Origin of the sequence: Pseudomonas sp. YL2 (assembly GCF_023063025.1) — a bacterium.
Taxonomy (GTDB): domain Bacteria; phylum Pseudomonadota; class Gammaproteobacteria; order Pseudomonadales; family Pseudomonadaceae; genus Aquipseudomonas; species Aquipseudomonas putida_A.
On record NZ_JAJSLU010000006.1, the window covers coordinates 64410 to 88101 of the forward strand.

23 protein-coding genes are annotated in these 23692 nt (G+C 60.3%); 16 read left to right on the forward strand and 7 right to left on the reverse strand.

The annotated features are described in order from the left end of the window. Positions 1 to 148 precede the first annotated feature (148 nt). Entirely contained in the window at positions 149 to 1453 is a 1305-nt protein-coding gene (locus LVD08_RS11320; protein WP_247268159.1) for an MFS transporter, read from the forward strand. Between the two features lie 60 nt (positions 1454 to 1513). Next, on the forward strand, positions 1514 to 2317 hold the full coding sequence (locus tag LVD08_RS11325) for an IclR family transcriptional regulator (RefSeq protein ID WP_247268160.1): 804 nt from the start codon (positions 1514 to 1516) through the stop codon (positions 2315 to 2317). Here LVD08_RS11325 and LVD08_RS11330 read toward each other — a convergent pair. Further along, on the reverse strand, positions 2314 to 3366 hold the full coding sequence (locus LVD08_RS11330; RefSeq protein WP_027612386.1) for an NAD(P)-dependent alcohol dehydrogenase: 1053 nt from the start codon (positions 3364 to 3366) through the stop codon (positions 2314 to 2316). The two genes, LVD08_RS11325 and LVD08_RS11330, sit on opposite strands and share 4 nt — an antisense overlap. Positions 3367 to 3556: 190 nt before the next feature. On the opposite strand from LVD08_RS11330, the gene LVD08_RS11335 reads away from it, so the two are divergent. Continuing rightward, positions 3557 to 4447, forward strand: coding sequence for an AraC family transcriptional regulator (locus tag LVD08_RS11335; protein WP_007961974.1), 891 nt, complete (start codon positions 3557 to 3559; stop codon positions 4445 to 4447). Between the two features lie 185 nt (positions 4448 to 4632). Here LVD08_RS11335 and LVD08_RS11340 read toward each other — a convergent pair whose 3' ends face one another. Continuing rightward, positions 4633 to 6297 carry an electron transfer flavoprotein-ubiquinone oxidoreductase gene (locus LVD08_RS11340; RefSeq protein WP_047598758.1) on the reverse strand — a complete coding sequence of 555 codons (1665 nt, stop codon included), beginning with the start codon at positions 6295 to 6297 and terminating at the stop codon, positions 4633 to 4635. A 525-nt stretch (positions 6298 to 6822) separates the two neighbouring features. Here LVD08_RS11340 and LVD08_RS11345 point away from each other — a divergent pair. The 10 genes from LVD08_RS11345 (at position 6823) to LVD08_RS11390 (ending at position 16261) form a co-directional block, all read left to right on the forward strand. Beyond that, positions 6823 to 7572, forward strand: coding sequence for an electron transfer flavoprotein subunit beta/FixA family protein (locus tag LVD08_RS11345; protein ID WP_247268161.1), 750 nt, complete (start codon positions 6823 to 6825; stop codon positions 7570 to 7572). A gap of 2 nt (positions 7573 to 7574) precedes the next feature. Then, a complete protein-coding gene (locus LVD08_RS11350) occupies positions 7575 to 8504 on the forward strand; it encodes an electron transfer flavoprotein subunit alpha/FixB family protein (RefSeq protein ID WP_007961977.1) in 930 nt (309 codons plus the stop codon). Between the two features lie 79 nt (positions 8505 to 8583). Continuing rightward, positions 8584 to 9405, forward strand: a complete 822-nt coding sequence (locus tag LVD08_RS11355; protein ID WP_247268162.1) for a substrate-binding periplasmic protein — start codon at positions 8584 to 8586, stop codon at positions 9403 to 9405. Positions 9406 to 9414: 9 nt separating this feature from the next. After that, positions 9415 to 9771, forward strand: a complete 357-nt coding sequence (locus LVD08_RS11360; RefSeq protein ID WP_247268163.1) for a DUF4398 domain-containing protein — start codon at positions 9415 to 9417, stop codon at positions 9769 to 9771. Continuing rightward, positions 9768 to 10580: an OmpA family protein gene (locus tag LVD08_RS11365; protein WP_247268164.1), complete on the forward strand. Its 813-nt coding sequence runs from the start codon at positions 9768 to 9770 to the stop codon at positions 10578 to 10580. The genes LVD08_RS11360 and LVD08_RS11365 overlap by 4 nt, the downstream gene beginning before the upstream one ends. Before the next feature lie 201 nt (positions 10581 to 10781). Then, positions 10782 to 12221 (forward strand): aminotransferase-like domain-containing protein, encoded by a 1440-nt coding sequence (locus LVD08_RS11370; RefSeq protein ID WP_003226969.1) that lies wholly within the window; start codon positions 10782 to 10784, stop codon positions 12219 to 12221. A 78-nt stretch (positions 12222 to 12299) separates the two neighbouring features. Continuing rightward, positions 12300 to 12788, forward strand: coding sequence for a translation initiation factor 2 (locus tag LVD08_RS11375; RefSeq protein WP_103369250.1), 489 nt, complete (start codon positions 12300 to 12302; stop codon positions 12786 to 12788). A 165-nt stretch (positions 12789 to 12953) separates the two neighbouring features. Continuing rightward, positions 12954 to 13208 carry a YkgJ family cysteine cluster protein gene (locus LVD08_RS11380; protein ID WP_027612393.1) on the forward strand — a complete coding sequence of 85 codons (255 nt, stop codon included), beginning with the start codon at positions 12954 to 12956 and terminating at the stop codon, positions 13206 to 13208. A gap of 41 nt (positions 13209 to 13249) precedes the next feature. Next, positions 13250 to 13855, forward strand: a complete 606-nt coding sequence (locus tag LVD08_RS11385) for an START domain-containing protein (RefSeq protein WP_027612394.1) — start codon at positions 13250 to 13252, stop codon at positions 13853 to 13855. A gap of 312 nt (positions 13856 to 14167) precedes the next feature. Further along, positions 14168 to 16261: an LTA synthase family protein gene (locus LVD08_RS11390; protein ID WP_027612395.1), complete on the forward strand. Its 2094-nt coding sequence runs from the start codon at positions 14168 to 14170 to the stop codon at positions 16259 to 16261. A 55-nt stretch (positions 16262 to 16316) separates the two neighbouring features. On the opposite strand, the gene LVD08_RS11395 is transcribed toward LVD08_RS11390, so the two are convergent. Further along, a complete protein-coding gene (locus tag LVD08_RS11395; protein WP_169432680.1) occupies positions 16317 to 16475 on the reverse strand; it encodes a DUF3309 family protein in 159 nt (52 codons plus the stop codon). A gap of 323 nt (positions 16476 to 16798) precedes the next feature. On the opposite strand from LVD08_RS11395, the gene LVD08_RS11400 reads away from it, so the two are divergent. From LVD08_RS11400 to csrA, 3 genes are all read left to right on the forward strand, one after another. Continuing rightward, a complete protein-coding gene (locus LVD08_RS11400) occupies positions 16799 to 17614 on the forward strand; it encodes an SDR family oxidoreductase (protein ID WP_027612396.1) in 816 nt (271 codons plus the stop codon). Between the two features lie 63 nt (positions 17615 to 17677). After that, positions 17678 to 18010, forward strand: a complete 333-nt coding sequence (locus LVD08_RS11405; RefSeq protein ID WP_003226957.1) for a YnfA family protein — start codon at positions 17678 to 17680, stop codon at positions 18008 to 18010. A 146-nt stretch (positions 18011 to 18156) separates the two neighbouring features. Next, positions 18157 to 18342 carry a carbon storage regulator CsrA gene (gene csrA, locus LVD08_RS11410; protein ID WP_027612397.1) on the forward strand — a complete coding sequence of 62 codons (186 nt, stop codon included), beginning with the start codon at positions 18157 to 18159 and terminating at the stop codon, positions 18340 to 18342. Here csrA and LVD08_RS11415 read toward each other — a convergent pair. The 4 genes from LVD08_RS11415 to LVD08_RS11430 form a co-directional block, all read right to left on the reverse strand. Further along, a complete protein-coding gene (locus tag LVD08_RS11415; protein WP_003192759.1) occupies positions 18339 to 18566 on the reverse strand; it encodes a YheU family protein in 228 nt (75 codons plus the stop codon). The genes csrA and LVD08_RS11415 overlap by 4 nt on opposite strands. Positions 18567 to 18736: 170 nt before the next feature. Then, the gene (locus tag LVD08_RS11420) at positions 18737 to 19927 is read right to left on the reverse strand and encodes an osmoprotectant NAGGN system M42 family peptidase (protein WP_027612398.1); all 1191 of its coding nucleotides are present in this window, start codon (positions 19925 to 19927) and stop codon (positions 18737 to 18739) included. Positions 19928 to 20091: 164 nt separating this feature from the next. Then, entirely contained in the window at positions 20092 to 21840 is a 1749-nt protein-coding gene (gene ngg / locus LVD08_RS11425) for an N-acetylglutaminylglutamine synthetase (protein ID WP_098964990.1), read from the reverse strand. Between the two features lie 3 nt (positions 21841 to 21843). Beyond that, positions 21844 to 23616, reverse strand: coding sequence for an N-acetylglutaminylglutamine amidotransferase (locus LVD08_RS11430; RefSeq protein ID WP_247268165.1), 1773 nt, complete (start codon positions 23614 to 23616; stop codon positions 21844 to 21846). Positions 23617 to 23692 lie beyond the last annotated feature (76 nt).

Below are 23692 nucleotides of genomic sequence, written 5' to 3' on the forward strand. Positions count from 1 at the left end.
AGGGGGCTTGCTCCCGAATGCGGCATGTCAGCTAAAGAGATGTCGACTGACACTCCGCATTCGGGAGCAAGCTCCCTCCCACAATTGATCTCCATGGATGGGAGATGGCGTCAATGACCTCAAATAATCATAAGAAGAGGCACCCCCCATGCCAACGCAAACCCTCACCGGGCAGGCGTCTTTAGTCACGCCCAGCCGCAAGCGGTTTTTCATCATGGTGCTGTTGTTCATCACCGTGGTCATCAACTACCTCGACCGCAGCAACCTTTCGATTGCCGCGCCCGCGCTGACCAGTGAACTGGGCATCGACCCGGTTCACGTCGGGCTGATTTTCTCCGCATTCGGCTGGACCTACGCCGCGATGCAGATTCCCGGCGGCTGGCTGGTGGATCGGGTGCCGCCGCGCATTCTCTACAGCGTCGCGCTGCTGCTGTGGTCGTTGGCCACGGTGTTGCTCGGTTTCGCCGCGAGCTTCATTGCCCTGTTCGTCTTACGCATGGCGGTCGGCGCGCTGGAAGCACCGGCCTATCCGATCAACAGCCGCGTGGTGACCACCTGGTTTCCCGAGCGCGAGCGGGCCACGGCGATTGGTTTCTACACCTCCGGGCAGTTTGTCGGCCTGGCGTTTCTGACGCCGGTGCTGGCCTGGCTGCAACATGAGTTCGGCTGGCACATGGTGTTCGTCGCGACCGGTGCGGCGGGCATTATCTGGGCGGCGATCTGGTACGCGGTGTACCGCGAACCGCGAAACTTCAAGGGCGCCAACGACGCGGAGATCGACCTGATCCGCGAGGGTGGCGGACTCGTAGACATTCAAGCGCAAACGGCCAAGGCCTCGTTCAGTTGGACTGACCTCGGTATCGTCCTGAGCAAACGCAAATTGTGGGGCATCTACCTTGGCCAGTTCTGTCTGAACTCGACGCTGTGGTTCTTCCTGACGTGGTTCCCGACCTACCTGGTGAAATATCGCGGCATGGACTTCATCAAGTCCGGCCTGTTGGCATCGCTGCCGTTTCTCGCGGCGTTTGTGGGCGTGCTGTGCTCGGGGTTCTTTTCCGACCTGTTGATCCGGCGTGGCTGCAGCGTGGGTTTTGCGCGCAAGTTGCCGATCATTGGCGGGCTGCTGATTTCAACCTCGATCATCGGCGCCAATTTCGTTGAATCGACACCGCTGGTGATTGCCTTCCTGGCGTTGGCCTTTTTCGGCAACGGTCTGGCCTCGATCACCTGGTCGCTGGTCTCGACCCTCGCTCCGGCGCGGTTGCTGGGGCTGACCGGCGGGGTGTTCAACTTCATCGGCAACCTGTCGGCGATTGCCACGCCGATTGTCATCGGTTTCCTCGCCAGTGGTGATTCGTTCGCCCCGGCGATCACCTACATCGCGGTGCTGGCGCTGATCGGTGCATTGTCCTACGTGCTGCTGGTGGGCAAGGTCGAACGTATCGAGTTGTAGTCGTCTGCGTCGGGCGACCATAATGCCGCCCGTTCCCTCGCTCAACGGTAAAGGCTGGATATGCAGGAAGACGCCCCGGAAAAAACCAAGGACGCCACACCCACCGGCACCCAGACGCTACTTCGCGGACTGGGTGTGGTGCAGGCGGTGGCCAGTGGCGCCCGCGATCTGAAAGAGATCGCCCGGCTGATCGGCACCACGCGCAGCACCACCCATCGCCTGGCCAGTTGCCTGGTCGATGAGCGCTACCTGCGCGTGGTGCCGCAAATCGGCTATTTGCTGGGGCCTAAGCTGATCGAACTGGGGTTTCAGGCGCGCGAGGAGTTGCCGCTGGTGAGTCTGGCCGGGCCATATCTGGACGAGTTATCGGCGCTGACCGGCGACACCGTGCATCTGGGCATTCGTGAGGGCGACGAAGTCTTGTATCTGCTGAAGAATCCGGGGCGTAACGGCCCGGAAATGCGCTCGCGGGTCGGCCACCGGATGCCATTGGCGCGCACCGGGATCGGCAAGGCGTTGATGCTCGATGATGCGCCGCAGGATTGGCAGCGCCTGTACGACATCAGCCTGCCGGCGGGTGGGAAAAGTCAGTTTTGGCCGCAGCATCCGCAGCAGTCGTGGGAACAGCTTGAGCAGCGCATGACCGAGTACGTAGCCGGTGGCTACGCCTTCGATCTGGAAGACAACGAACCGTCGATCCGCTGCGTGGCGGCGCCGATTCGTGATGCGAGCAAGCGCATTGTGGCGGCGATCAGTATCGCCAGCACCGTGCCGTACATGCCGCTGGAAAAAATGGCCGAGCTGATTCCCCTGATCAAAGGGGTCACAGCCCGGCTCTCGGCAGAACTCGGTCTGAAGGTTTAAAGCTTCAACGTCGCCATGTCGATCACGAAGCGGTACTTCACATCACCGGCGATCATCCGCGCGTAAGCCTCGTTGATCTGGCGGATGTCGAGCATTTCGATGTCGCAGGTGATGTTGTGCTCGGCGCAGAAATCCAGCACTTCCTGGGTCTCGGCGATGCCGCCGATCAGCGAACCGGCCAGCACGCGGCGGCCCAGCACCAGGTTGGCAGCATGCACCGGCGGGTCGATCGGTTCGATCAGGCCGACCAGGATATGCACGCCATCAAAGCGCAGGGTTTGCAGGTACGGGTTGAGATCATGCTGCACCGGAATGGTGTCCAGCAGGAAATCGAAACGGCCTGCGGCGGCGGCCATCTGCTCGGCATCGGTGGAGACGATCACGTGATCGGCGCCCTGACGACGACCTTCTTCGGCCTTGCTCGCCGAACGGGTGAACAGCGTGACTTCCGCGCCCATCGCCTTGGCGAATTTGATGCCCATGTGGCCGAGGCCGCCCATGCCGAGAATCCCGACCTTGTCGCCGGCCTTGACCCCATAGTGCTTGAGCGGCGAGTAGGTGGTGATGCCGGCACAGAGGATCGGCGCGGCGCTGGCCAAGTCGAGTTTCTCCGGGATGCGCACCACGAAGTGCTCGCTGACCACGATGCTGTCGGAGTAGCCGCCCATGGTGTTGCTGCCATCGACCCGGTCCGGGGTGGCGTAAGTCATGGTCGGGCCTTCGAGGCAGTATTGCTCGAGGTTCTGCTGGCAGGCGGCGCAGGTGCGGCAGGAGTCGACCATGCAGCCGACACCGACCAGATCGCCGACTTTATGTTGGGTGACGTTCGCACCAACGGCGGTGACTTTACCGACGATCTCGTGGCCGGGCATCAACGGATAAACCGCGATGCCCCATTCGTTGCGCGCCTGGTGGATGTCGGAGTGGCAGACGCCGCAGTAGAGGATCTCGATCGCCACGTCGTCAGCGCGTGGGCTGCGGCGTTCGAATTTCATCGGGGCGAGGGGAGTGGTGGCCGATTGGGCGGCATAACCGATAGCGGTGTACATGAGGAACCTCGCAGAAGCAGTGACAGGTGAGGTGGCGCATTTTGGGCGCCGTCTGCCGCTGCGGCCATGACGATTCCTCCGGGTCTCATGCCTAATCCTCCGGCATGCAGGTCTGGGCAAGCGCATTGGCAAAAGGATCTGCGATGATGCTTGCATGCCTTTTTCCGTGACTTTTTTGAAGACCCCTCCGATGCAGTTGACCCGTCACCTTGATGCCAATGCCACACTGGTTTCGCTGATCGAGCCGCTGGCGCTCTGCGATGGTTACAGCCAGACCGGGTTGCCCGGCGTGCAGGTGTTGCGCGCCAGTTGCGACGTGGCGCGTGGCCCGCACATTTATGAACCGAGCCTGATGATCATCGCTCAGGGCAGCAAACTGGCGTTCCTCGGCCCGCGCACCATGGAGTACGGCGCCGGGCACTACCTGATTCAGGCGCTGCCGGTGCCGTTCGAGTGCGAAACCTTTGCCTTGCCGGATGCGCCGTTGCTGGGGGTATCGGTAGCGATCGATCGGGTGCTGCTCGGCGAGCTGGTGCTGGCCATGGGGCTGGCGCCGGGGCGGCACATTCCGGCGCAAACGCCGGAGTCGATGACCTCGGTGGTGCTCGACGATGACATGCGCGGCTGCGTCGAACGCTTGTTACGCTGCCTGCACGATCCGCTGGAGCGGCAGATTCTCGGGCCGGCGCGGGTGCGTGAATTGTTGTTCACCGCGCTGCGCGGGCCACAGGCCGATGTGTTGCGCGCGCTGGTGGAACAGCAGGGGCAGTTCGCCCGGGTGGCGGCGTCGATCAGTCACCTGCATGCGCATTACACCGAGCCGCTGAATGTCGAGACTCTGGCCAGTTGCGCGAATATGAGCGTGTCGTCCTTCCACGAGCACTTCAAGCGCAGCACGCTGTTGTCGCCGGTGCAGTATCTGAAACGTTTACGCTTGCTCAAGGCGCAGACCTTACTGGTCGCCGAGGGGCTGGGCGTGGCGCAGGTGGCGCATCGGGTGGGGTATCAGAGTACGTCGCAGTTCAGTCGTGAGTACAAGCGCTACTTCGAGCGTAGTCCTGGCGACGAACGCGTTGCCTGAGTCTGCGCAAATCCTTTGTAGGAGTGAGGCTGGTCGCGAGAGAGGGGTGTGAGTGAACGATGGTGGTGGCTGGGACACCCCTCTCGCGGGCAGGGGCACACCCTCACAGGGTTTGTGGTGCAACAAGGAATCCTGGGCAACAAAAAGGCCCCCGTTTCGGGAGCCTCGTTGTTCAGCGATACGGCTTACATGTTCGGGTAAGTCGGGCCGCCAGCGCCTTCCGGCGTGACCCAGGTGATGTTCTGCGAAGGGTCCTTGATGTCACAGGTCTTGCAGTGCACGCAGTTCTGGGCGTTGATCTGGAAGCGTTTTTCGCCGTCTTCCTTGGTGATCACTTCGTAGACGCCGGCCGGGCAGTAGCGCTGCGCCGGTTCGTCGTACAGTGGCAGGTTCTTGCTGATCGGGATGCTCGGGTCGGTCAGCTTCAAGTGGCACGGTTGCTCTTCTTCGTGGTTGGTACCGGAGATGAACACCGAGCTCAGTTTGTCGAAGCTGAGTTTGCCGTCCGGCTTCGGATAGTCGATCTTCTTGCAGTCGGCCGCCAGTTTCAGGCAAGCGTAGTCCGGCTTGGTGTCGTGCAGGGTGAACGGCAGTTTGCCGCCGAAGATGTTCTGGTCCAGCCAGTTGAAACCACCGCCGACGATCGCGCCGAACTTGTGGATCGCCGGGCCGAAGTTACGGCTGGCGAACAGTTCGTCGTAGAGCCAGCTCTTCTTGAACGCGTCGACGTAGGAGGTCAGCTCTTCAGTGCCATCCTTCTCGGCGAACAGTGCGTCGGCCACCGATTCAGCGGCGAGCATGCCGGACTTCATCGCGGTGTGGCTGCCTTTGATCTTGGCGAAGTTCAGGGTGCCGAGGTCGCAGCCGATCAGCGCGCCGCCCTTGAAGACCATTTTCGGCAGCGAGTTCAGGCCACCTTTGCAGATCGCACGGGCGCCGTAGCTGACGCGCTTGCCGCCTTCCAGGTACTGAGCCAGCACCGGGTGATGCTTGAGGCGCTGGAACTCGTCGAACGGCGACAGGTAAGTGTTGCTGTAAGACAGGTCAACGATCAGACCGACCACTACCTGGTTGTTTTCCAGGTGATAGAGGAACGAGCCGCCGGTGTTTTCGGTGCCCATGATGTCCAGCGGCCAACCGGCGGTATGCACCACCAGGCCTGGCTGGTGTTTGGCCGGGTCGATTTCCCAGATTTCCTTCAGGCCGATGCCGTAGTGCTGGGCGTCGGCATCGCTGTCGAGGTTGTAACGCTTGATCAGTTGCTTGCCGATGTGGCCACGGCAGCCCTCGGCGAACAGCGTGTACTTGCCACGCAGTTCCATGCCCGGGGTATACAGGCCTTCTTTCGGATTGCCTTCGCGGTCGACGCCCAGATCACCGGTGATGATCCCGCGCACGATGCCGTTTTCGTCGATCAGCGCTTCCTGAGCGGCGAAGCCCGGGTAAATTTCCACGCCGAGGTTCTCGGCCTGCTGGGCCAGCCAGCGGCACAGGTTGCCGAGGGAAATAATATAGTTGCCTTCGTTGTGCATGGTCTTGGGCACAAAGAAGTCAGGAATTTTCTGCGCACTGTCGGCGTTTTTCAGCACGAAAATGTCATCGCGGGTGACCGGAGTGTTCAGCGGGGCGCCGAGTTCTTTCCAGTCCGGGAACAGTTCGTTCAGAGCGCGTGGTTCGAACACGGCACCGGAAAGGATGTGCGCGCCGACTTCGGAGCCTTTTTCGACCACGCAGACGCTGATTTCCTTACCGGCTTCGGCGGCCTTCTGCTTCAGACGGCAGGCGGCGGACAGGCCAGCGGGGCCGGCACCGACGATGACCACGTCGAATTCCATGTATTCGCGTTCCACAGGCTATCTCCTACTCAAGGCTCAACAGTTTTTTTTCTAATTTGGAGGTTCGGTGTCGCATCCGTTATTGCCTTTACGTTAACGTCAAGGGTAATAATGGGCAAACCACCTTTCTCTCTAGGCGGCGCATTATATCTACACCACTCCGAGCGTCCAATACAAACGTTTGTTTGAATCGGCTCCAGCCCAGAGAAATCAAAGAAGCGCGGCTTATGAACGGCCATTTTGCCGTATTGACCGGAATAGGCGTTCCGGTCAAGATACGGGCGGTTTTGCGCTCGCCGTAGGCAGACTGGCGGTTTCAAGAGCACCTCTAAAGACAAGGCACAGGCAGTACAGGGTGATGCGCAGCGCAAGTCCGGCGCGCAGTTTACACACCGTGCGATTCAATGACCCGTTGGTCACCACTGACGAACGGTCATCGCCCCCAGCCGGCGTTTTTAGAGGTGCCCTTGTGCCCGATGAGCATCAACCGCCAGGTTCGCCTAGGCGACTTTCTTTTCACCGGAGAGTAACGAGGAATCCATGAAGGTTCTTGTAGCTGTCAAACGCGTTGTGGATTACAACGTCAAGGTCCGCGTCAAGGCGGACAATTCCGGCGTAGACCTCGCCAACGTCAAGATGTCGATGAACCCTTTCTGCGAAATCGCAGTGGAAGAAGCCGTACGCCTGAAAGAGAAAGGTGTTGCGACTGAAATCGTCGTCGTCTCCATCGGCCCGTCCACCGCTCAGGAACAGCTGCGTACCGCACTGGCTCTGGGTGCCGACCGCGCCATCCTCGTCGAATCCGCTGAAGACCTGACTTCGCTGGCCGTGGCCAAGCTGCTCAAGGCTGTGGTCGACAAGGAACAGCCTCAACTGGTGATCCTGGGCAAACAGGCCATCGACAGCGACAACAACCAGACCGGCCAGATGCTCGCTGCACTGAGCGGCTACGGTCAGGGCACTTTCGCCTCGAAAGTCGAAGTCTCCGGCGACAACGTTGCCGTGACCCGTGAAATCGACGGCGGCGCGCAGACCGTTTCCCTGAAACTGCCAGCGATCGTCACCACCGACCTGCGTTTGAACGAGCCGCGCTACGCGTCTCTGCCAAACATCATGAAAGCCAAGAAGAAGCCTCTCGAAGTGCTGACTCCGGACGCTTTGGGCGTTTCCACCGCCTCCACCAACAAGACCCTGAAAGTCGAAGCGCCGGCTGCACGCAGCGCAGGCATCAAGGTCAAGTCGGTGGCTGAACTGGTCGAGAAACTGAAAAACGAAGCGAAGGTAATCTAAAAATGACTATCTTGGTAATCGCTGAACACGACAACAAAGTGCTGGCCCCGGCCACACTGAACACCGTGGCCGCTGCTGCCAAAATCGGCGGCGACATTCACGTGCTGGTTGCCGGTCAGGGCGCTGGCGCCGTGGCCGAGGCCGCTGCGAAAATCGCTGGCGTGAGCAAAGTCCTGAACGCTGACAATGCCGCTTACGCGCATCAGCTGCCGGAAAACGTCGCTCCTCTGGTTGCAGAGCTGGGCAAGGGCTACAGCCACATCCTGGCTGCCGCCACGTCCAACGGCAAAAACATCCTGCCGCGCGTTGCCGCTGCACTGGACGTTGACCAGATCTCCGAGATCATCTCGGTAGAAAGCGCCGATACTTTCAAGCGTCCGATCTACGCCGGTAACGCCATCGCTACCGTGCAATCGACCGCTGCGATCAAAGTGATCACCGTGCGTGCCACCGGTTTCGACCCGGTTGCCGCTGAAGGTGGTTCGGCGGCTGTTGAAGCGGTTGCTGCTGCGCACGACGCCGGCACTTCCAGCTTCGTCAGTGAAGAACTGGCCAAGTCCGATCGTCCTGAGCTGACCGCTGCCAAGATCGTCGTTTCCGGCGGCCGCGGCATGCAGAACGGTGACAACTTCAAACACCTGTACGCCCTGGCCGACAAGCTGGGCGCAGCCGTCGGTGCTTCGCGCGCCGCGGTCGACGCAGGTTTCGTACCGAACGACATGCAGGTCGGTCAGACCGGCAAGATCGTTGCGCCACAGCTGTACATCGCGGTCGGTATCTCCGGCGCGATCCAGCATTTGGCCGGCATGAAAGACTCCAAAGTGATCGTCGCGATCAACAAGGACGAAGAAGCGCCGATCTTCCAGGTGGCCGATTACGGTCTGGTGGCGGATCTGTTCGAAGCGGTACCTGAGTTGGAGAAGCTGGTCTAATCCGGCAGCTTCACTTATAAAGAGCCCGGCCTTATGGTCGGGCTTTTTTTGTCTCGAATTTGCGTGGGAGTGTTTTGCCATGGATCTGCGCCGCGGGTTGTTATTGGGATTGATCCTGTTACCGGGGATGGCGGCGGCCGCCGGCAAATGCGAGCGCCTTGTCGTCACCGGCAGCCCGGATGCGCCGCCGTACCTGTGGCAGGATCCACAGAATCCCAAGCACTTGATCGGCGCCAGTGCCGACCTGTTGCAGCAAGTGGCCAAGGATCTGGGGATCAAGGTCGAGTTGATCTACGCCGGCAAACGCGCGCAGGCCCTTGATGAAGTACGCAGCGGGCGCATGGACATGCTGGCCGACACGCCTCTGATGTTCAACGAGCTGGAAAACCTCGACTACATCTATCCGCCGTTGCTGGAAAACGACTATCTGGTGTGGACGCGCAAAGGCTCGACGCTGGTCTACAGCGAAGCCAGGGACCTGCACGGGCACACCGGCGGGCTGTCGGAAAAGTCTCGAATAACCCAGGCATTCGGCACTTTTGCCGAGCAGAATCTGACCCTGACCCGGACGGCAAACCTCACTCAGGCCTTTCAGAAACTTCTGCTGGGTGAAGTCGAATATGTGCTCGCCGGGCGCTACTCGGGCATGGCCGCCGCGCAGGCATTGGGCATGGCCAATGATCTGCTGGCGTTCGAGCAACCGATTGACCGACCGGGGCTGTTCCTCGCGGTTTCGCACAACTCGGCCTGCAACGATCCGTGGTTGCGCGGACAGCTCGCTAAAAAGATGACAGAATTGCCCGCGTCCGGACTGACCGAAGCCGCGCTGCAACGCAACATCGAGCGCTGGAAGGCTCAGCAGCAACAGCCGCAGCCACCTGTCAGTGCCCCAAAACAGTAGGGATTCTTAGTGAGTATTCGACCTCTTTTCGCGGCCATGGCCGTTCTGGCCCTGGCCGGCTGCGCCAACGATCCGGCACCCAATGAGCAAATACGCCTGACCGAGCAGGCCATCACCCAGGCCAAGGCTGTCGGTGCGACCGCCGATGAAATGCCGGAAATGAAACTGGCCGAAGACAAGTTCAACCGGGCCAAGGGCAACATGACCGACGAGTCCTTCAAGAACGCCCGCATGCGCGCCGAACAGGCCGAGCTGGATGCACGTCTGGCCGAAGCCAAGGTGCTGACGCAAAAGAGCGAAGAGCAACTGAACGTGCTCAACACCCGCATCATCCGTCTGCGCAAGCAACTGGGAGATGCCCAATGAGCCTCAAGTCCAAAGCCCTCGGCGGGTTGATTCTGGCCGGTTGTGCAAGCCTCTACGGTTGCGCCGGTCAGCACAGTGAAAGCGCATTGCAACAAGCCAGCAGCGACTTCCAGAAGGTCAAGGAAGACTCCAACGTGCTGCGCATCGCTCCCAAGGACGTGATCCGTGCCGGTGAGTCCCTGGCCCGTGCCGATCGCCTGTCGACCTATTGGGGCAGTGGCTCGGACGTGGCGCATTACGCCTACCTGAGTCAGCGCTACAGCGAAATCGCCCGCGAACACACCAATCTGGTGCTCAACGAAGAGCGCGCGGCTAAGCTTGAGCTGGAGCGTCAACGCCTGCAACTGGCCCTGCGCGAGTCCAAACTGCTGAGCGTGCAGCAGCAGGGCAAGTGGCTTGAGGAGCAGATCGTTGCGCTGGCCACCACGCAAACCGATCGCGGCCTGGTCATGACCTTGGGCGACGTGCTGTTCGACACCGGCGAAGCGGAGCTGAAGAACTCGGCCAACCGTGTAGTGCTGAAGATCGTGCAGTTTCTGCAGCTCAACCCGAAACGCGTGGTGCGCATCGAGGGCTACACCGACAGCACCGGCGGCAAGCAGGAAAACCTCAAGCTGTCGCGTGATCGTGCGCAGGCGGTGGCCGATGTGCTGATGGACCTCGGGATTGAGGACAAGCGGATTCATGTCGAAGGTTACGGCGATGAGTACCCGGTGGACGCCAACGCTTCCGAGCGCGGGCGGGCACAGAATCGTCGGGTGGAAATTGTGTTCTCCGACGAAAAAGGCCAGCTCGGCGCCGCCCGCTGAGGGCTGCGTCTCTGGAAAGCCCGGCCTGTCATGCAGCGCCGGGCTTTTTTACGTCTGTCGAATAGCACGCAAATCCGTACAGTTGTAGCTGACACTGCACTGTACGGTCGACTATGGTGGCAACTGTCCCAGTACACTTCTAAACTGTTCCGGTATTGTTTCACACAAGAATAAAATGCCCGTGAAATCGAGTGCTGCGTCATGACCAACCTCTTGCTCTACCAACGTATTGCTCAACAATTGGCGGAAGACATCCGGCGCGGTGTCTATCAGCCCGGAGAACGCGTGCCGTCGGTGCGCAAGATGAGTTCGCAGCTCAATGTCAGCCATGCAACGGTGTTGCAGGCCTACGCCAATCTCGAAGATCAGGGCCTGATCCGTGCACGGCCGCAGTCCGGTTACTACGTGCACCAGACCCCGGCACTGACAGCGCCGACCCCGGACATCGCACGGGTCGAGCGGCCAGGGCTGGTCACCCGCGCCAGCATCATTCAGCAAGTGCTGGTCGAATCGCGGCGCGAAGGGGTGTTCCCGTTGGGCGCTGCGGTGCCGAGTGTCGATTACCTCCCGGTGCGCGCGCTGCATCAACAACTGGCCAAGGTCACCCGATTCCATAGTCCGCGCGCGTTCAGTTACATGTTCAGCCCGGGTTTCGAACCGCTGCGTCGGCAAGTGGCGATCCGCATGCGCGATGCCGGGGTCGTCGTCGATCCGTCAGAAGTGGTGATCACCCACGGCTGTGTCGATGCGCTGCAGATGTCGCTGCGGGTGCTGACTCGTCCGGGCGACCTGATCGCCGCCGAATCGCCAACCTATTACGGTCTGCTGCAACTGGCCGACCTGCTGGGCCTGAAAGTGATCGAGATCCCCAGCGATCCGGCCACCGGCATGAGCCTCGAAGCCTTGCAGCTGGCGGCCAACCAATGGTCGATCAAAGCCTTGGTTCTGACCACTCGCCTGAGCAATCCCCTGGGCGGCACCATGCCGGAAGAGCGGCAGAAGCAACTGCTGCGCCTGGCTTCGGACTTCGATATCCAGATCGTCGAAGACGACATCTATGGCGAGTTGATGTTCGAACAGGGCCGCACCAAAGCCCTCAAGGCCTACGATCGGCTGGATCGGGTGATCTACTGCTCGAGCTTTTCCAAGACGTTGTCGCCGGGTGTGCGCGTCGGCTGGATGATCGCCGGCAAGTATCAGCAGGAAATCCAGCGTCTGCAGACCTTCACCACGCATTCGGCGTGCAGCGTCACGCAAATGGCGATTGCCGCTTATCTGGAAAATGGCGGTTATGACCGGCATTTACGGTACATCCGTCAGGAATACCGAAAAAACCTCAGCGCATTTCAGCTGGCGGTGCAGCAGTACTTCCCCGAAGGCACGCAAATGACCCGGCCCACGGGCGGTTTTATCCTCTGGGTGAGTCTGCCGGGCAGGGTCAATACCCAGGAATTGCACGTCCGCGCCTTGCAGCAGGGCATCAGTATTGCGCCGGGGCTGATCTTCAGTAATACCGAGCAGTTCAACCACTGCATCCGCCTGAACTGCGGCACGCCGTGGAATCGCGAGGCGGAAAGGGCGCTGATGACCCTCGGTTTGCTGGCGACTCAACTGTGTCAGGAAACCGCAGGCGGTTTCTGAACGAGTGGCGCACCGCGCTTGTCTTGTGACGCTCAACAGGCGAGCATATGGCCCTCTGCCGTTAGTGTTGTGGGGCTCATGAAAGCGATTTTGCCTGCTGCCTGGATTTTGCTTGGTGTGTTGACGATGGGCCATGCGCCCGGTGTCATGGCAGCCGCCGTTCAGGAAAAGCCTGCGGCGTCAGCTCCGGCGAGTAAAACGGCCAGCAAAGCCGTTGCGGACAAGAAAGCTCAGACGAAGAAAGCCCCGCAGAAGAAAGCGGCCCCGGTGAAGAAGCGGCCCCCGATTGCCTCCAAGTCAAAACCGGCCAGTGAAGTGGCTAAAACCAGGCTGCCGCCGGCCAAACTGGACCTGAGCCTGCCCAAAGACATGGTCCAGCAGCTCAAACCTGCCGGTACCGTGCCGATGCCCAAACACGAGGCGATCCTGCCGCAGATGTTTGGCGAGAAGAACAGCGGCTTCCAGCTCAATGGCCGCCTGCTCAGCAATGAAATGCAGTTGCAGCTGCGCAACGAAGAGCGCCGCGAAGTCGAAGGCGCAGCGCTGGATTTCGAGTTCAAGCAATAAATTCAATCGACCCGTGACCCGCAGACCAGACGCTTTGTCGGAGACTGGTCAGTCACATTCAGTTATCGGTAAAAACCCCGGTGCAGGGAATTTGAAACAACCGTTTTAGCGGTTACTCTGTCCGTGTATCTTTAACACATTGCCCGTCGCGAGGACTTGCTCGTCATGAAATGCCGTGAAGGCTGTGGCGCTTGCTGCATTGCCCCGTCCATCAGCTCTGCCATTCCGGGCATGCCCAACGGCAAACCTGCGGGCGAACGTTGCGTGCAGCTCTCGGTCGAAAACCTGTGCAGCATTTTCGGCCAGCCGGAGCGTCCGGCGGTCTGTTCAGGATTCGCCGCCGATGTCGAAGTCTGCGGCAGCAGCTCGGAAGAAGCGATCAGGTTGATCGGTTGGTGGGAGCAGATGACGGCGGCGTGATGTGTCAAACGAACGGAACTTCAACAATAAGGAATAAGACTATGGGTTCGCTGCATCGTATCGCTGTGTTGTGTGGTTTGACCGCTGTGCTGGCTACTTCGATGGCTCAGGCCGAAGACTGGAAGGTCGCCAAGGAACAGGACGGGATCAAGGTCTCGCTGGCCGAAGTGCCGGGTTCCGATTACAAGTCCTATCAGGGTGTTGCCCTGATGAAGACCACCGTTGCCAAACTGCGTGCCTTGCAGGAAGACGTGGCCGGAGCCTGCGCCTGGATTCACGAATGCAAAACCCAGAAACTGCTCAAGCACGAGGGCGATCAGAGCTGGACCTACACCCAGTTCAATACGCCGTGGCCAGTGACCCCACGTGATTCGGTGTTGCACATCACCACCGTTGAGGGCGCCGATGGCAGCCTGACCCGCAACCTCGAAGGCGTGCCGAAGTACCTTCCCGAAGAGAAAGGCTTTGTCCGTGTCGCTCAGGTCAAAGGGTTCTGGAAGTTCGTACCCAAAGGTGATCAAGTCGAAGTGACCTATCAGGTGCACACCGAGCCCGGCGGCAGCGTGCCGAGCATGATTGCCAACAAGTTCGTGGTCGATGCGCCGTTCAATACGCTGAAAGCCCTGAAAGAACGCGCCGAGAAGTAATTCTTCGCGCTGACAGCAAAACGCCCCGACCGAATCGGGGCGTTTTGTTTTGTCGTTATATTGTGTTTCCAGATATGCGTTGGACGAAATTTTCACAAAGTGTTCCAGACAATTCGCCCGCGCAACTCGGTTTGTCCCCCGTCCGAATGCTTGTATGAAAGAGTCGGGCAATGGGGCAGTAATCAATGGCAATGCAGCCGTTGATCGTGCAACATTTGCGCACCGCGCACGCCCCGGGGCCTGGAATGGCCAAAAGAGGGCATGGCGCCGCTGTATTTTGCAACTTCAACTTCCAATGGGTCCTAAAACGACATGGCAAACCCGGACGCCCTGAATCAGCAGCGATCTTCCACTCGCCTGCTGCAACCGACCGTCAAATCGCATCTGGCCTACACGCTGCTGTGTGCCCTGGTCATGATGGTGATGTTTTCCGTGCTGCGCCTCGCGCTGCTGGTCTACAACCGCGAGATGATCCTCGATACCCCGGCTTCGACCTTCCTCGAAGCCTTCGCCAACGGCCTGCGTTTCGACCTGCGCCTGGTGGTCTACGTCTGCGTTCCGCTGGTGCTGGCACTGTTCAGCGCCCGTGCAATGGCTGCGCGTGGCTTCTTCCGTCTATGGCTGACCGTGGCGTCCAGCATCGCGCTGTTCCTCGGCCTGATGGAAATGGACTTTTACCGCGAGTTCCACCAGCGCCTCAATGGTCTGGTGTTCCAGTACGTGAAGGAAGACCCGAAAACCGTGATGAGCATGCTCTGGTACGGTTTCCCGGTAGTGCGTTACCTGCTGGCGTGGGTCATCGGCACCGTGATCCTGACCCTGGCCTTCAAGGGCGCCGACCGTGCGACCCGTCCACGCGGCCCGTTCAGCGGCGGCAACGTCGGCACCCGTCAGGTGGCGCCGTGGTACACCCGCCTGGCGGTGTTCGTGGTCTGCCTGCTGATCTGCGTCGTGGCCGCCCGTGGCACCCTGCGTCAGGGCCCGCCGCTGCGTTGGGGTGACGTGTACACCACCGAATCGAACTTCGCCAACCAGCTCGGCCTCAACGGCACGCTGTCGCTGATCGCCGCCGCCAAGGACCGCATGGGCGAGGACCGCGATAACATCTGGAAAGCCACCCTGCCGCAGGAACAGGCGCAGAAAGTGGTGCGCGAGATGCTGGTGATGCCGGACGACAAACTGGTCGATGCCGACATCGCTGCCGTGCGTCGTGACTACACGCCGCCGGCCGACAAGACCCTGCCGATCAAGAACGTAGTCGTGATCCTGATGGAAAGCATGGCCGGTCACTCGGTCGGCGCCCTGGGCGCACCGGGCAACATCACACCTTACCTCGACAAACTGTCGAAGGAAGGCCTGCTGTTCGACCGCTTCTTCTCCAACGGCACCCATACCCACCAGGGCATGTTTGCGACCATGGCGTGCTTCCCGAACCTGCCAGGTTTCGAATACCTGATGCAGACCCCGGAAGGCAGCCACAAGCTGTCCGGTCTGCCGCAGCTGCTCAGCGCGCGCAAGTATGACGACGTGTATGTCTACAACGGCGACTTCGCCTGGGACAACCAGTCGGGCTTCTTCAGTAACCAGGGCATGACCAACTTCGTTGGCCGTAACGACTTCGTCAATCCGGTGTTCTCCGATCCGACCTGGGGCGTGTCCGACCAGGACATGTTCGACCGTGGTCTGCAGGAGCTGAAGGCGCGGGAAAACGGCAAGCCGTTCTACGCGCTGCTGCAAACCCTGTCCAACCACACGCCGTACGCCTTGCCGACGCCATTGCCGGTCGAGCGCGTGACCGATCGTGGCAGCCTCAACGAACACCTGACCGCCATGCGTTACGCCGACTGGGCGCTGGGTCAGTTCTTCGAGAAGGCACGCAAAGAGCCGTACTTCAAGGAAACCCTGTTCGTCATTGTCGGTGACCACGGTTTCGGCAACGAACGCCAGATCACCGAAATGGACCTGGGCCGCTTCAACGTGCCGATGCTGATGATCGCCCCGGGCATTCAGGAAAAATTCGGCACCCGTGACCACACCGTGGGTACGCAGATCGACATCGTGCCGACCATCATGGGTCGTCTGGGTGGCGAAGTGCGTCATCAGTGCTGGGGTCGCGACCTGCTGAATCTCCCGGCCGGCGACACCGGTTTCGGTGTGATCAAGCCGTCGGGCAGCGAGCAGACCACCGCCATCGTCACTGCCGACCAGATCCTGGTGCTGCCGAAAGAGAAGGAAATGGCGCCGAAGATCTACCAGTACCAACTGGGCGCGAACCCTTCTGCCGAGATCATTCCGGACGCACCGCGTACCGCCGAACTGAAGCTAAAGCTGGAAGCGTTCCTGCAAACGGCGACCAAGAGTCTGATGGACAACACTGCCGGTGTGATCAACGGCAAGCCGGACTGAAAAACCGCTGCATAAAAAAGAGGCCCCTTAGGGCCTCTTTTTTTGTCTTGGGGTTTTATATCCTGCCAAGTAACAGCAAGACCAGCAGCACCACCAACACCACGCCAATAATGCCCGAAGGACCGTAACCCCAACTTCTGGAGTGCGGGAAGACCGGCAGACCACCGATCAGCAACAGGATCAGGATAATGATAAGAATTGTGCCCATGTCGATTTCCTTGTTTATAGCGTTCGAGAAGACTTGGTGTTCAAGGGCGACTGGAGGCTAACTAATTCCAGACGGCTTACAAATTCCGACTGGTGCGAATGAAAGAAAATTCAATGTTTTTTTAATGTATTTGGATTACTCGTTTATTTCCTTTAAAGCGCGAGATCAAAAGATCGCAGCCTTCGGCAGCTCCTACAGGGAACTGATGTAGGCGCTGCCGAAGGCTGCGATCTTTTGATCCTGTATTCAGCAATCTGATGGAGCGTGGGTGGCCAGTGTTCCTTCGCTACACTCCGCGCATCTCCTACGGAACAACAAGGCTGTCTGCTATGCAAAATCGCATGATGATCACGGGTGCGGGCTCAGGTTTGGGTCGCGAAATCGCGCTGCGCTGGGCGCGTGAAGGCTGGCAGCTGGCCTTGTCCGACGTCAGCGAACCTGGCCTGCAGGAAACCCTGAAGCGGGTGCGCGAGGCCGGTGGTGACGGTTTCACCCAACGTTGCGACGTGCGTGACTACAGCCAGCTCACCGCGTTTGCCCAGGCTTGCGAAGTGAAGCTCGGCGGTATCGATGTCATCGTCAACAACGCCGGTGTGGCGTCCGGCGGGTTCTTCAGCGAACTGTCGCTGGAGGATTGGGACTGGCAGATCGCGATCAACCTGATGGGGGTGGTCAAGGGCTGCAAGGCGTTCCTGCCGCTGCTGGAGCAGAGCAGAGGCAAGATCATCAACATCGCTTCGATGGCTGCACTGATGCAGGGCCCGGCGATGAGCAACTACAACGTGGCCAAGGCCGGTGTAGTGGCGCTGTCGGAAAGTTTGCTGATCGAACTGGCGCAGCAGGAAGTCAGCGTGCATGTGGTCTGCCCGTCGTTCTTCCAGACCAACTTGCTCGACTCGTTCCGTGGTCCGACCCCGGCCATGAAAGCCCAGGTCGGCAAGTTGCTGGAAAGTTCGCCGATTACGGCTGCCGACATTGCAGACTATATCTACCAGCAAGTGGCCGCCGGCGAATTCATGATCCTGCCGCACGAGCAGGGGCGCATGGCCTGGGCGATCAAACAGAAGAACCCGCAACTGATCTACAACGAAATGACCACCATGGCCGATAAAATGCGCGCCAAGGCCAGACAAACCAACGGCTGAACTTGCCCCGAGGATGTTGCGTCGTTAGGGTGGCCGCAATGGTCACCCTGTCGAGACGCATCAATGCTCAATTACCTGTGGTTCTTCCTCGCGGCGCTGTTTGAAATCGCCGGTTGTTTCGCCTTTTTCATGTGGCTGCGTCAGGGCAAAAGTGCCTTGTGGGTGATCCCGGCGCTGCTCAGCCTGACCCTGTTCGCGCTGTTGTTGACCCGCGTCGAAGCGGCTTATGCCGGGCGCGCCTATGCCGCCTATGGCGGGATCTACATCGTCGCGTCGATCGGCTGGCTGGCGGTGGTCGAGCGCGTTCGCCCTTTGGGTTCGGACTGGATCGGCGTGGCGCTGTGCGTGATCGGCGCGAGCGTGATTCTGTTCGGGCCGCGATTTTCCGCGGCGTGAGGCGAGGCTGTTTAGCGATTTGCAGGAAACGTCTGACGGGCGCGGCGCTTGTGGGTGTAGGGCAAGACTGAATTGCTCTGCGTGCATTGTCGAGCGCGCGCCCACCGCGCATCTTCAGGGCTGGCTAACCCTGAAGGATAAATTCCATGCTTGTACTCAGCCGTGTAGTGGGCGAGTTGATTTCCATCGGTGACGACATATCCGTGCGCGTGTTGTCAGTCAACGGCTCCAGTGTGCGCTTTGGTGTCGAGGCGCCGCAGAAGGTCAATGTGCACCGTTCTGAAGTCTATCAGCGGATCCAGCGCAAACAGGTCACCGAAAAGGTCCGCTAGTCGAACAGATGCTTGGGCACATCGTGTTTGAGCATCAACTGGCATTGTTCGCTTTCCGGGTCGAAGACGATCAGCGCCTGGCCTTTGGTCAGCGCCTGGCGCACGCGCAGCACGCGGGTTTCCAGCGGTGTGTCATCACCGTTGTCGGTGCCGTCGCGGGTGACGAAGTCCTCGATCAGGCGGGTGAGGGTGTCGACTTCAAGAGCGTCGTAGGGAATCAGCATGGGCACCTCGGCTAAATCAATGACGGGATGCTACGGCGATTGGTGGCTGGCTGCCAGTTTTGTGTGGGCAGTATCGGCCTCATCGCGAGCAGGCTCACTCCTACAGGGAAATGCATTTCAACTGTAGGAGTGAGCCTGCTCGCGATAGCCATAGTTCAGACAACAAGGATTCAACTGTCGGAACGCTGCCCCACCAGACTGTCCACTGACGGTACTCGCGTATCGCTCTCCATCTGTGTCTCATGTTCGATCTGGTGACTGAAGCGATCCAGCGAAGCATTGGCCGGCGCCGCATCGCTGGCAAATACCGGCGGACTCAAAATGTACGCCCCGAGCAAACGACTGAGCGCCGCCAGACTGTCGATGTGCGTACGTTCATAACCATGGGTCGCGTCGCAGCCAAAGGCGAGCAGGGCGGTGCGGATATCGTGCCCGGCAGTGACTGCCGAATGCGCGTCGCTGAAGTAATAGCGGAACAGGTCGCGCCGCACCGGCAGTTCGTTTTCACCGGCCAGACGCAGCAAATGCCGCGACAGGTGATAGTCGTAAGGGCCACCGGAGTCCTGCATCGCCACGCTCACCGCGTGTTCGCTGGAGTGCTGGCCCGGCGCGACCGGCGCGATGTCGATGCCGACGAACTCGCTGACATCCCACGGCAAGGCTGCCGCCGCACCGCTGCCGGTTTCCTCGGTGATGGTGAACAGCGGGTGACAGTCGATCATCAATTCCTGACCGCTCTCGACGATGGCTTTGAGCGCAGCGAGCAATGCCGCAACCCCGGCCTTATCGTCGAGGTGACGGGCGCTGATGTGACCGCTGTCGGTGAACTCCGGCAGCGGGTCGAACGCCACCACGTCGCCGACGCTGATGCCCAGCGAGTCGCAATCGGCCTTGGTCGCGCAGTAGGCATCCAGACGCAGCTCGACGTGATCCCAGCTGATCGGCATCTCGTCTACGGCAGTGTTAAACGCGTGCCCGGAGGCCATCAGCGGCAACACGCTGCCGCGTATAACGCCATTGTCGGTGAACAGGCTGACCCTGCTGCCCTCGGCAAAGCGGCTCGACCAGCAACCGACCGGGGCCAGGGTCAGACGGCCGTTGTCTTTCACTGCACGCACGGCGGCGCCGATGGTATCCAGGTGCGCGGAGACAGCGCGGTCAGGGCTGTTTTTCTTGCCCTTGAGGGTGGCGCGAATGGTGCCGCGACGGGTCATTTCGAAAGGGATGCCAAGTTCTTCCAGACGCTCGGCGACGTAGCGCACGATGGTGTCGGTGAACCCGGTAGGGCTGGGAATGGCGAGCATTTCCAGCAGGACTTTTTGCAGGTAGTTCAGATCCGGTTCGGGGATTTGAGTGGTCATGGAAACTCCTGATGAGTTGAGGCGCATCGATGGTTTCGATGAGGGGAAGGATTTGTAGTGCCTGATCCGGCCCCTTCGCGAGCAAGCCCGCTCCCACATTTGGAATGCGTTCAACCTGTGGGAGCGGGCTTGCTCGCGAAGGCGTCAGTCCAGACGCCTCGGAATCAAGAAACAGCCGGCTGACTGTGCGGAAACAACAAATCGACAAACCGCTCCGCCGTCGGCTGCGGCTCATGGTTGGCCAGACCGGCACGTTCATTGGCCTCGATAAACACGTACTCGGGCTGATCCGCCGCCGGCACCATCAGGTCGAGGCCGACCATCGGAATGTCCAGCGCCCGCGCCGCCCGTACCGCTGCATCGACCAGCGTCGGGTGCAGAATTGCCGTGACATCCTCCAGCGTGCCACCGGTGTGCAGATTGGCCGTGCGACGGACGAACAGGTGCTCGCCCGCCGGCAGGATGCTGCTGTAGTCATACCCGGCCGCGTGCAGGGTGCGTTGGGTTTCGTGATCCAGCGGGATCTTGCTCTCGCCACTGGTAGCGGCTTGCCGACGCCGGCTCTGCGCCTCGATCAATGCACCGATCGAATGATGGCCGTCACCGACCACCTCGGCGGGACGACGAATCGCTGCCGCCACCACTTCAAAACCGATCACCAGAATCCGCAGGTCGAGGCCTTCGTGGAAGCTTTCCAGCAGTACGCGGCTGTCGAAACGCTTGGCGGCTTCGATGGCCTGCTGCACCTCTTCGATGCTCTGTAGATCCACCGCCACGCCTTGGCCTTGTTCACCGTCGAGCGGCTTGACCACCACACGCTGATGCTCGTCAAGAAACGCCAGGTTGTCGTCGGCGTTGCCCGCCAGTTGCTGCGAAGGCAGCTTCAGGCCGGCGCCTTTCAACACTTTGTGGGTCAGGCTTTTGTCCTGACACAGACTCATGCTGATCGCGCTGGTCAGGTCGCTCAGCGATTCGCGGCAACGCACCCGACGTCCGCCATGGCTGAGGGTGAACAGCCCGGCTTCGGCATCGTCCACTTGCACGTCGATGCCGCGCCGGTGCGCTTCCTCGACGATGATCCGCGCATAAGGGTTGAAGTTGGCTTCCGGCCCGGGCCCGAGGAACAGCGTCTGATTGATGCCGTTCTTGCGCTTGATGGCGAAGGTCGAGAGGTTGCGAAAACCGAGTTTGGCGTAAAGATTTTTGGCCTGACGGTTGTCATGCAGCACCGACAGATCCAGATAACTCAGACCACGACTCATGAAGTGCTCGATCAAATGCCGCACCAGCACTTCACCGACACCGGGCCGCGAGCACTGCGGATCCACCGCCAGGCACCACAGGCTGCTGCCATGTTCCGGATCGTTGAAGGCTTTCTGGTGATTGAGGCCCATGACGCTGCCGATCACCGCGCCGCTGTCTTCATCTTCGGCCAGCCAGTACACCGGACCGCCCTGATGATGCGGGGTCAGGCGCGTGGCATCGATCGGCAACATGCCGCGTGCCTGATACAGCAGATTGATCGCTTGCCAGTCCGCTTCGCTTTGCGCGCGTCGAATGCGGAAGCCGCGAAACACGCGGGTGGCCTGGCGGTAATCGCTGAACCACAGGCGCAAAGTATCGGATGGGTCGAGAAACAGTTGCGTCGGTTCCAGCCCGAGAATCTGCTGCGGTGCGGCGACATAAAGGGCGATATCGCGTTCGCCGGGCTGCTCGTTGAGCAGTTCCTGCGCCAGCGTCGCCGGGTCAGGGAAAGTGTGGCCGATCAGCAGCCGACCCCAACCGCAATGTACGGCGATGGGGTCGGCGCCGAGTTCGCTGCCGTCTTCGGCCAGACGCGCCTGCAAGCGTTCATACGACGGTGTCTGACCGCGTATCAGGCGCTGATTGATCGCTGTGGCGTGAGGTTTCATCAATCAGATTCCTTGTTCACTGAGCCACAGGTTCAGGGCCGCCAGTTGCCACAGTTTCGAGCCGCGCAATGGCGTCAGTTGGCCTTGCGGATCAGTCAGCAATTTGTCGAGCATGGCCGGGTTGAACAGGCCACGATCCTGGCTCGGATCCAGCAGCAGTTCACGCACCCAGTTCAGGGTGTCGCCTTGCAAGTGCTTGAGGCCCGGCACCGGGAAATAGCCTTTCTTGCGGTCGATCACTTCGCTTGGAATCACCAGACGTGCGGCTTCTTTCAACACCTGTTTGCCGCCGTCGGGCAGCTTGAACTCGCCGGGAATCCGCGCTGACAGTTCAACCAGTCGATAGTCGAGAAACGGCGTGCGCGCTTCCAGGCCCCAGGCCATGGTCATGTTGTCGACGCGTTTGACCGGGTCGTCCACCAGCATCACCGTGCTGTCCAGACGTAGGGCTTTATCCACTGCCGCATCAGCTCCGGGTTGAGCGAAATGCTCCTTCACGAAGTCGCCGGCCGCGTCATTCGCGGTCAGCCATTTCGGCTGTACGGTGGCCGCGTAGTCTTCGTAGCTGCGGTCGAAAAACGCCGCGCGATAGGCTGCGTATGGATCCGCCGCACCGTCGACTTGCGGGTACCAGTGATAACCGGCGAACAACTCGTCCGCACCCTGGCCGCTTTGCACCACTTTGCAGTGCTTGGCCACTTCGCGCGACAGCAGGTAGAAGGCGATGCAGTCGTGGCTGACCATCGGCTCGCTCATCGCACGGAACGCAGCGGGCAGTTGCTCGATGATCTCTTTTTCGTCGATGCGCAATTGATGATGTTGAGTGCCGTAGTGCTTGGCGATCAGATCGGAATACTGGAATTCATCACCACGCTCGCCGCCAGCATCCTGGAAACCGATGGAAAAGGTCGATAGGTTCTCGACGCCGACTTCACGCAGCAAGCCAACCAACATGCTCGAATCGACACCGCCGGAAAGCAGCACGCCGACATCCACCGCTGCGCGTTGACGGATTGCCACCGCCTCACGGGTGCTGTCGAGCACACGGTCGCGCCAGTCTTCGAGGGTCAGGTTTTTCTCGTCGTCGTGTGGGCCGTAGGGCAGGGTCCACCAGGTTTTCTGCTCGGTGCGGCCATCGGCTTCGACGCGCATCCAGGTCGCTGGCGGCAGCTTTTCGATGCCCGCGAGCAAGGTGCGTGGAGCCGGCACCACCGCATGGAAATTCAGGTAGTGATTGAGCGCCACCGGATCGAGGATCGGGTTGATGTCGCCGCCCTTGAGCAGTGCCGGCAGGGCCGAGGCAAAGCGCAAACGCTGGCCGGTGCGCGACAGGTACAAAGGCTTCACGCCGAGACGGTCGCGAGCGATGAACAGGCGCTGGGCATCACGCTCCCAGATAGCGAACGCGAACATGCCGTTGAGCTTGGGCAGCAGCGCTTCGCCCCAGGCGTGGTAGCCCTTGAGCAGCACTTCGGTGTCGCCACCGGAATAGAAGGCGTAGCCCAGCGCTTCGAGTTCGGTACGCAGTTCCGGGAAGTTGTAGATCGCGCCATTGAAGGCCAGGGACAAGCCCAGTTGGCTGTCGATCATCGGCTGCGCCGAGCCGTCCGACAGGTCCATGATTTTCAGGCGACGATGGCCGAGGGCAATCGGCCCTTGGGCATGGAAGCCCCACGCGTCGGGGCCGCGAGGGGCCAAGTGATGGGTGATTCGCTCTACCGCTGCAAGGTCTGCAGGTTGATGATCAAAACGTAACTCGCCAGCTAATCCGCACATAAAGTCCTTACCGGTTTTTCCGTTGGGGAGGGGTGATTCAAGTCAGGCCAAAATGGCCGGTACTCAGAAACTGACC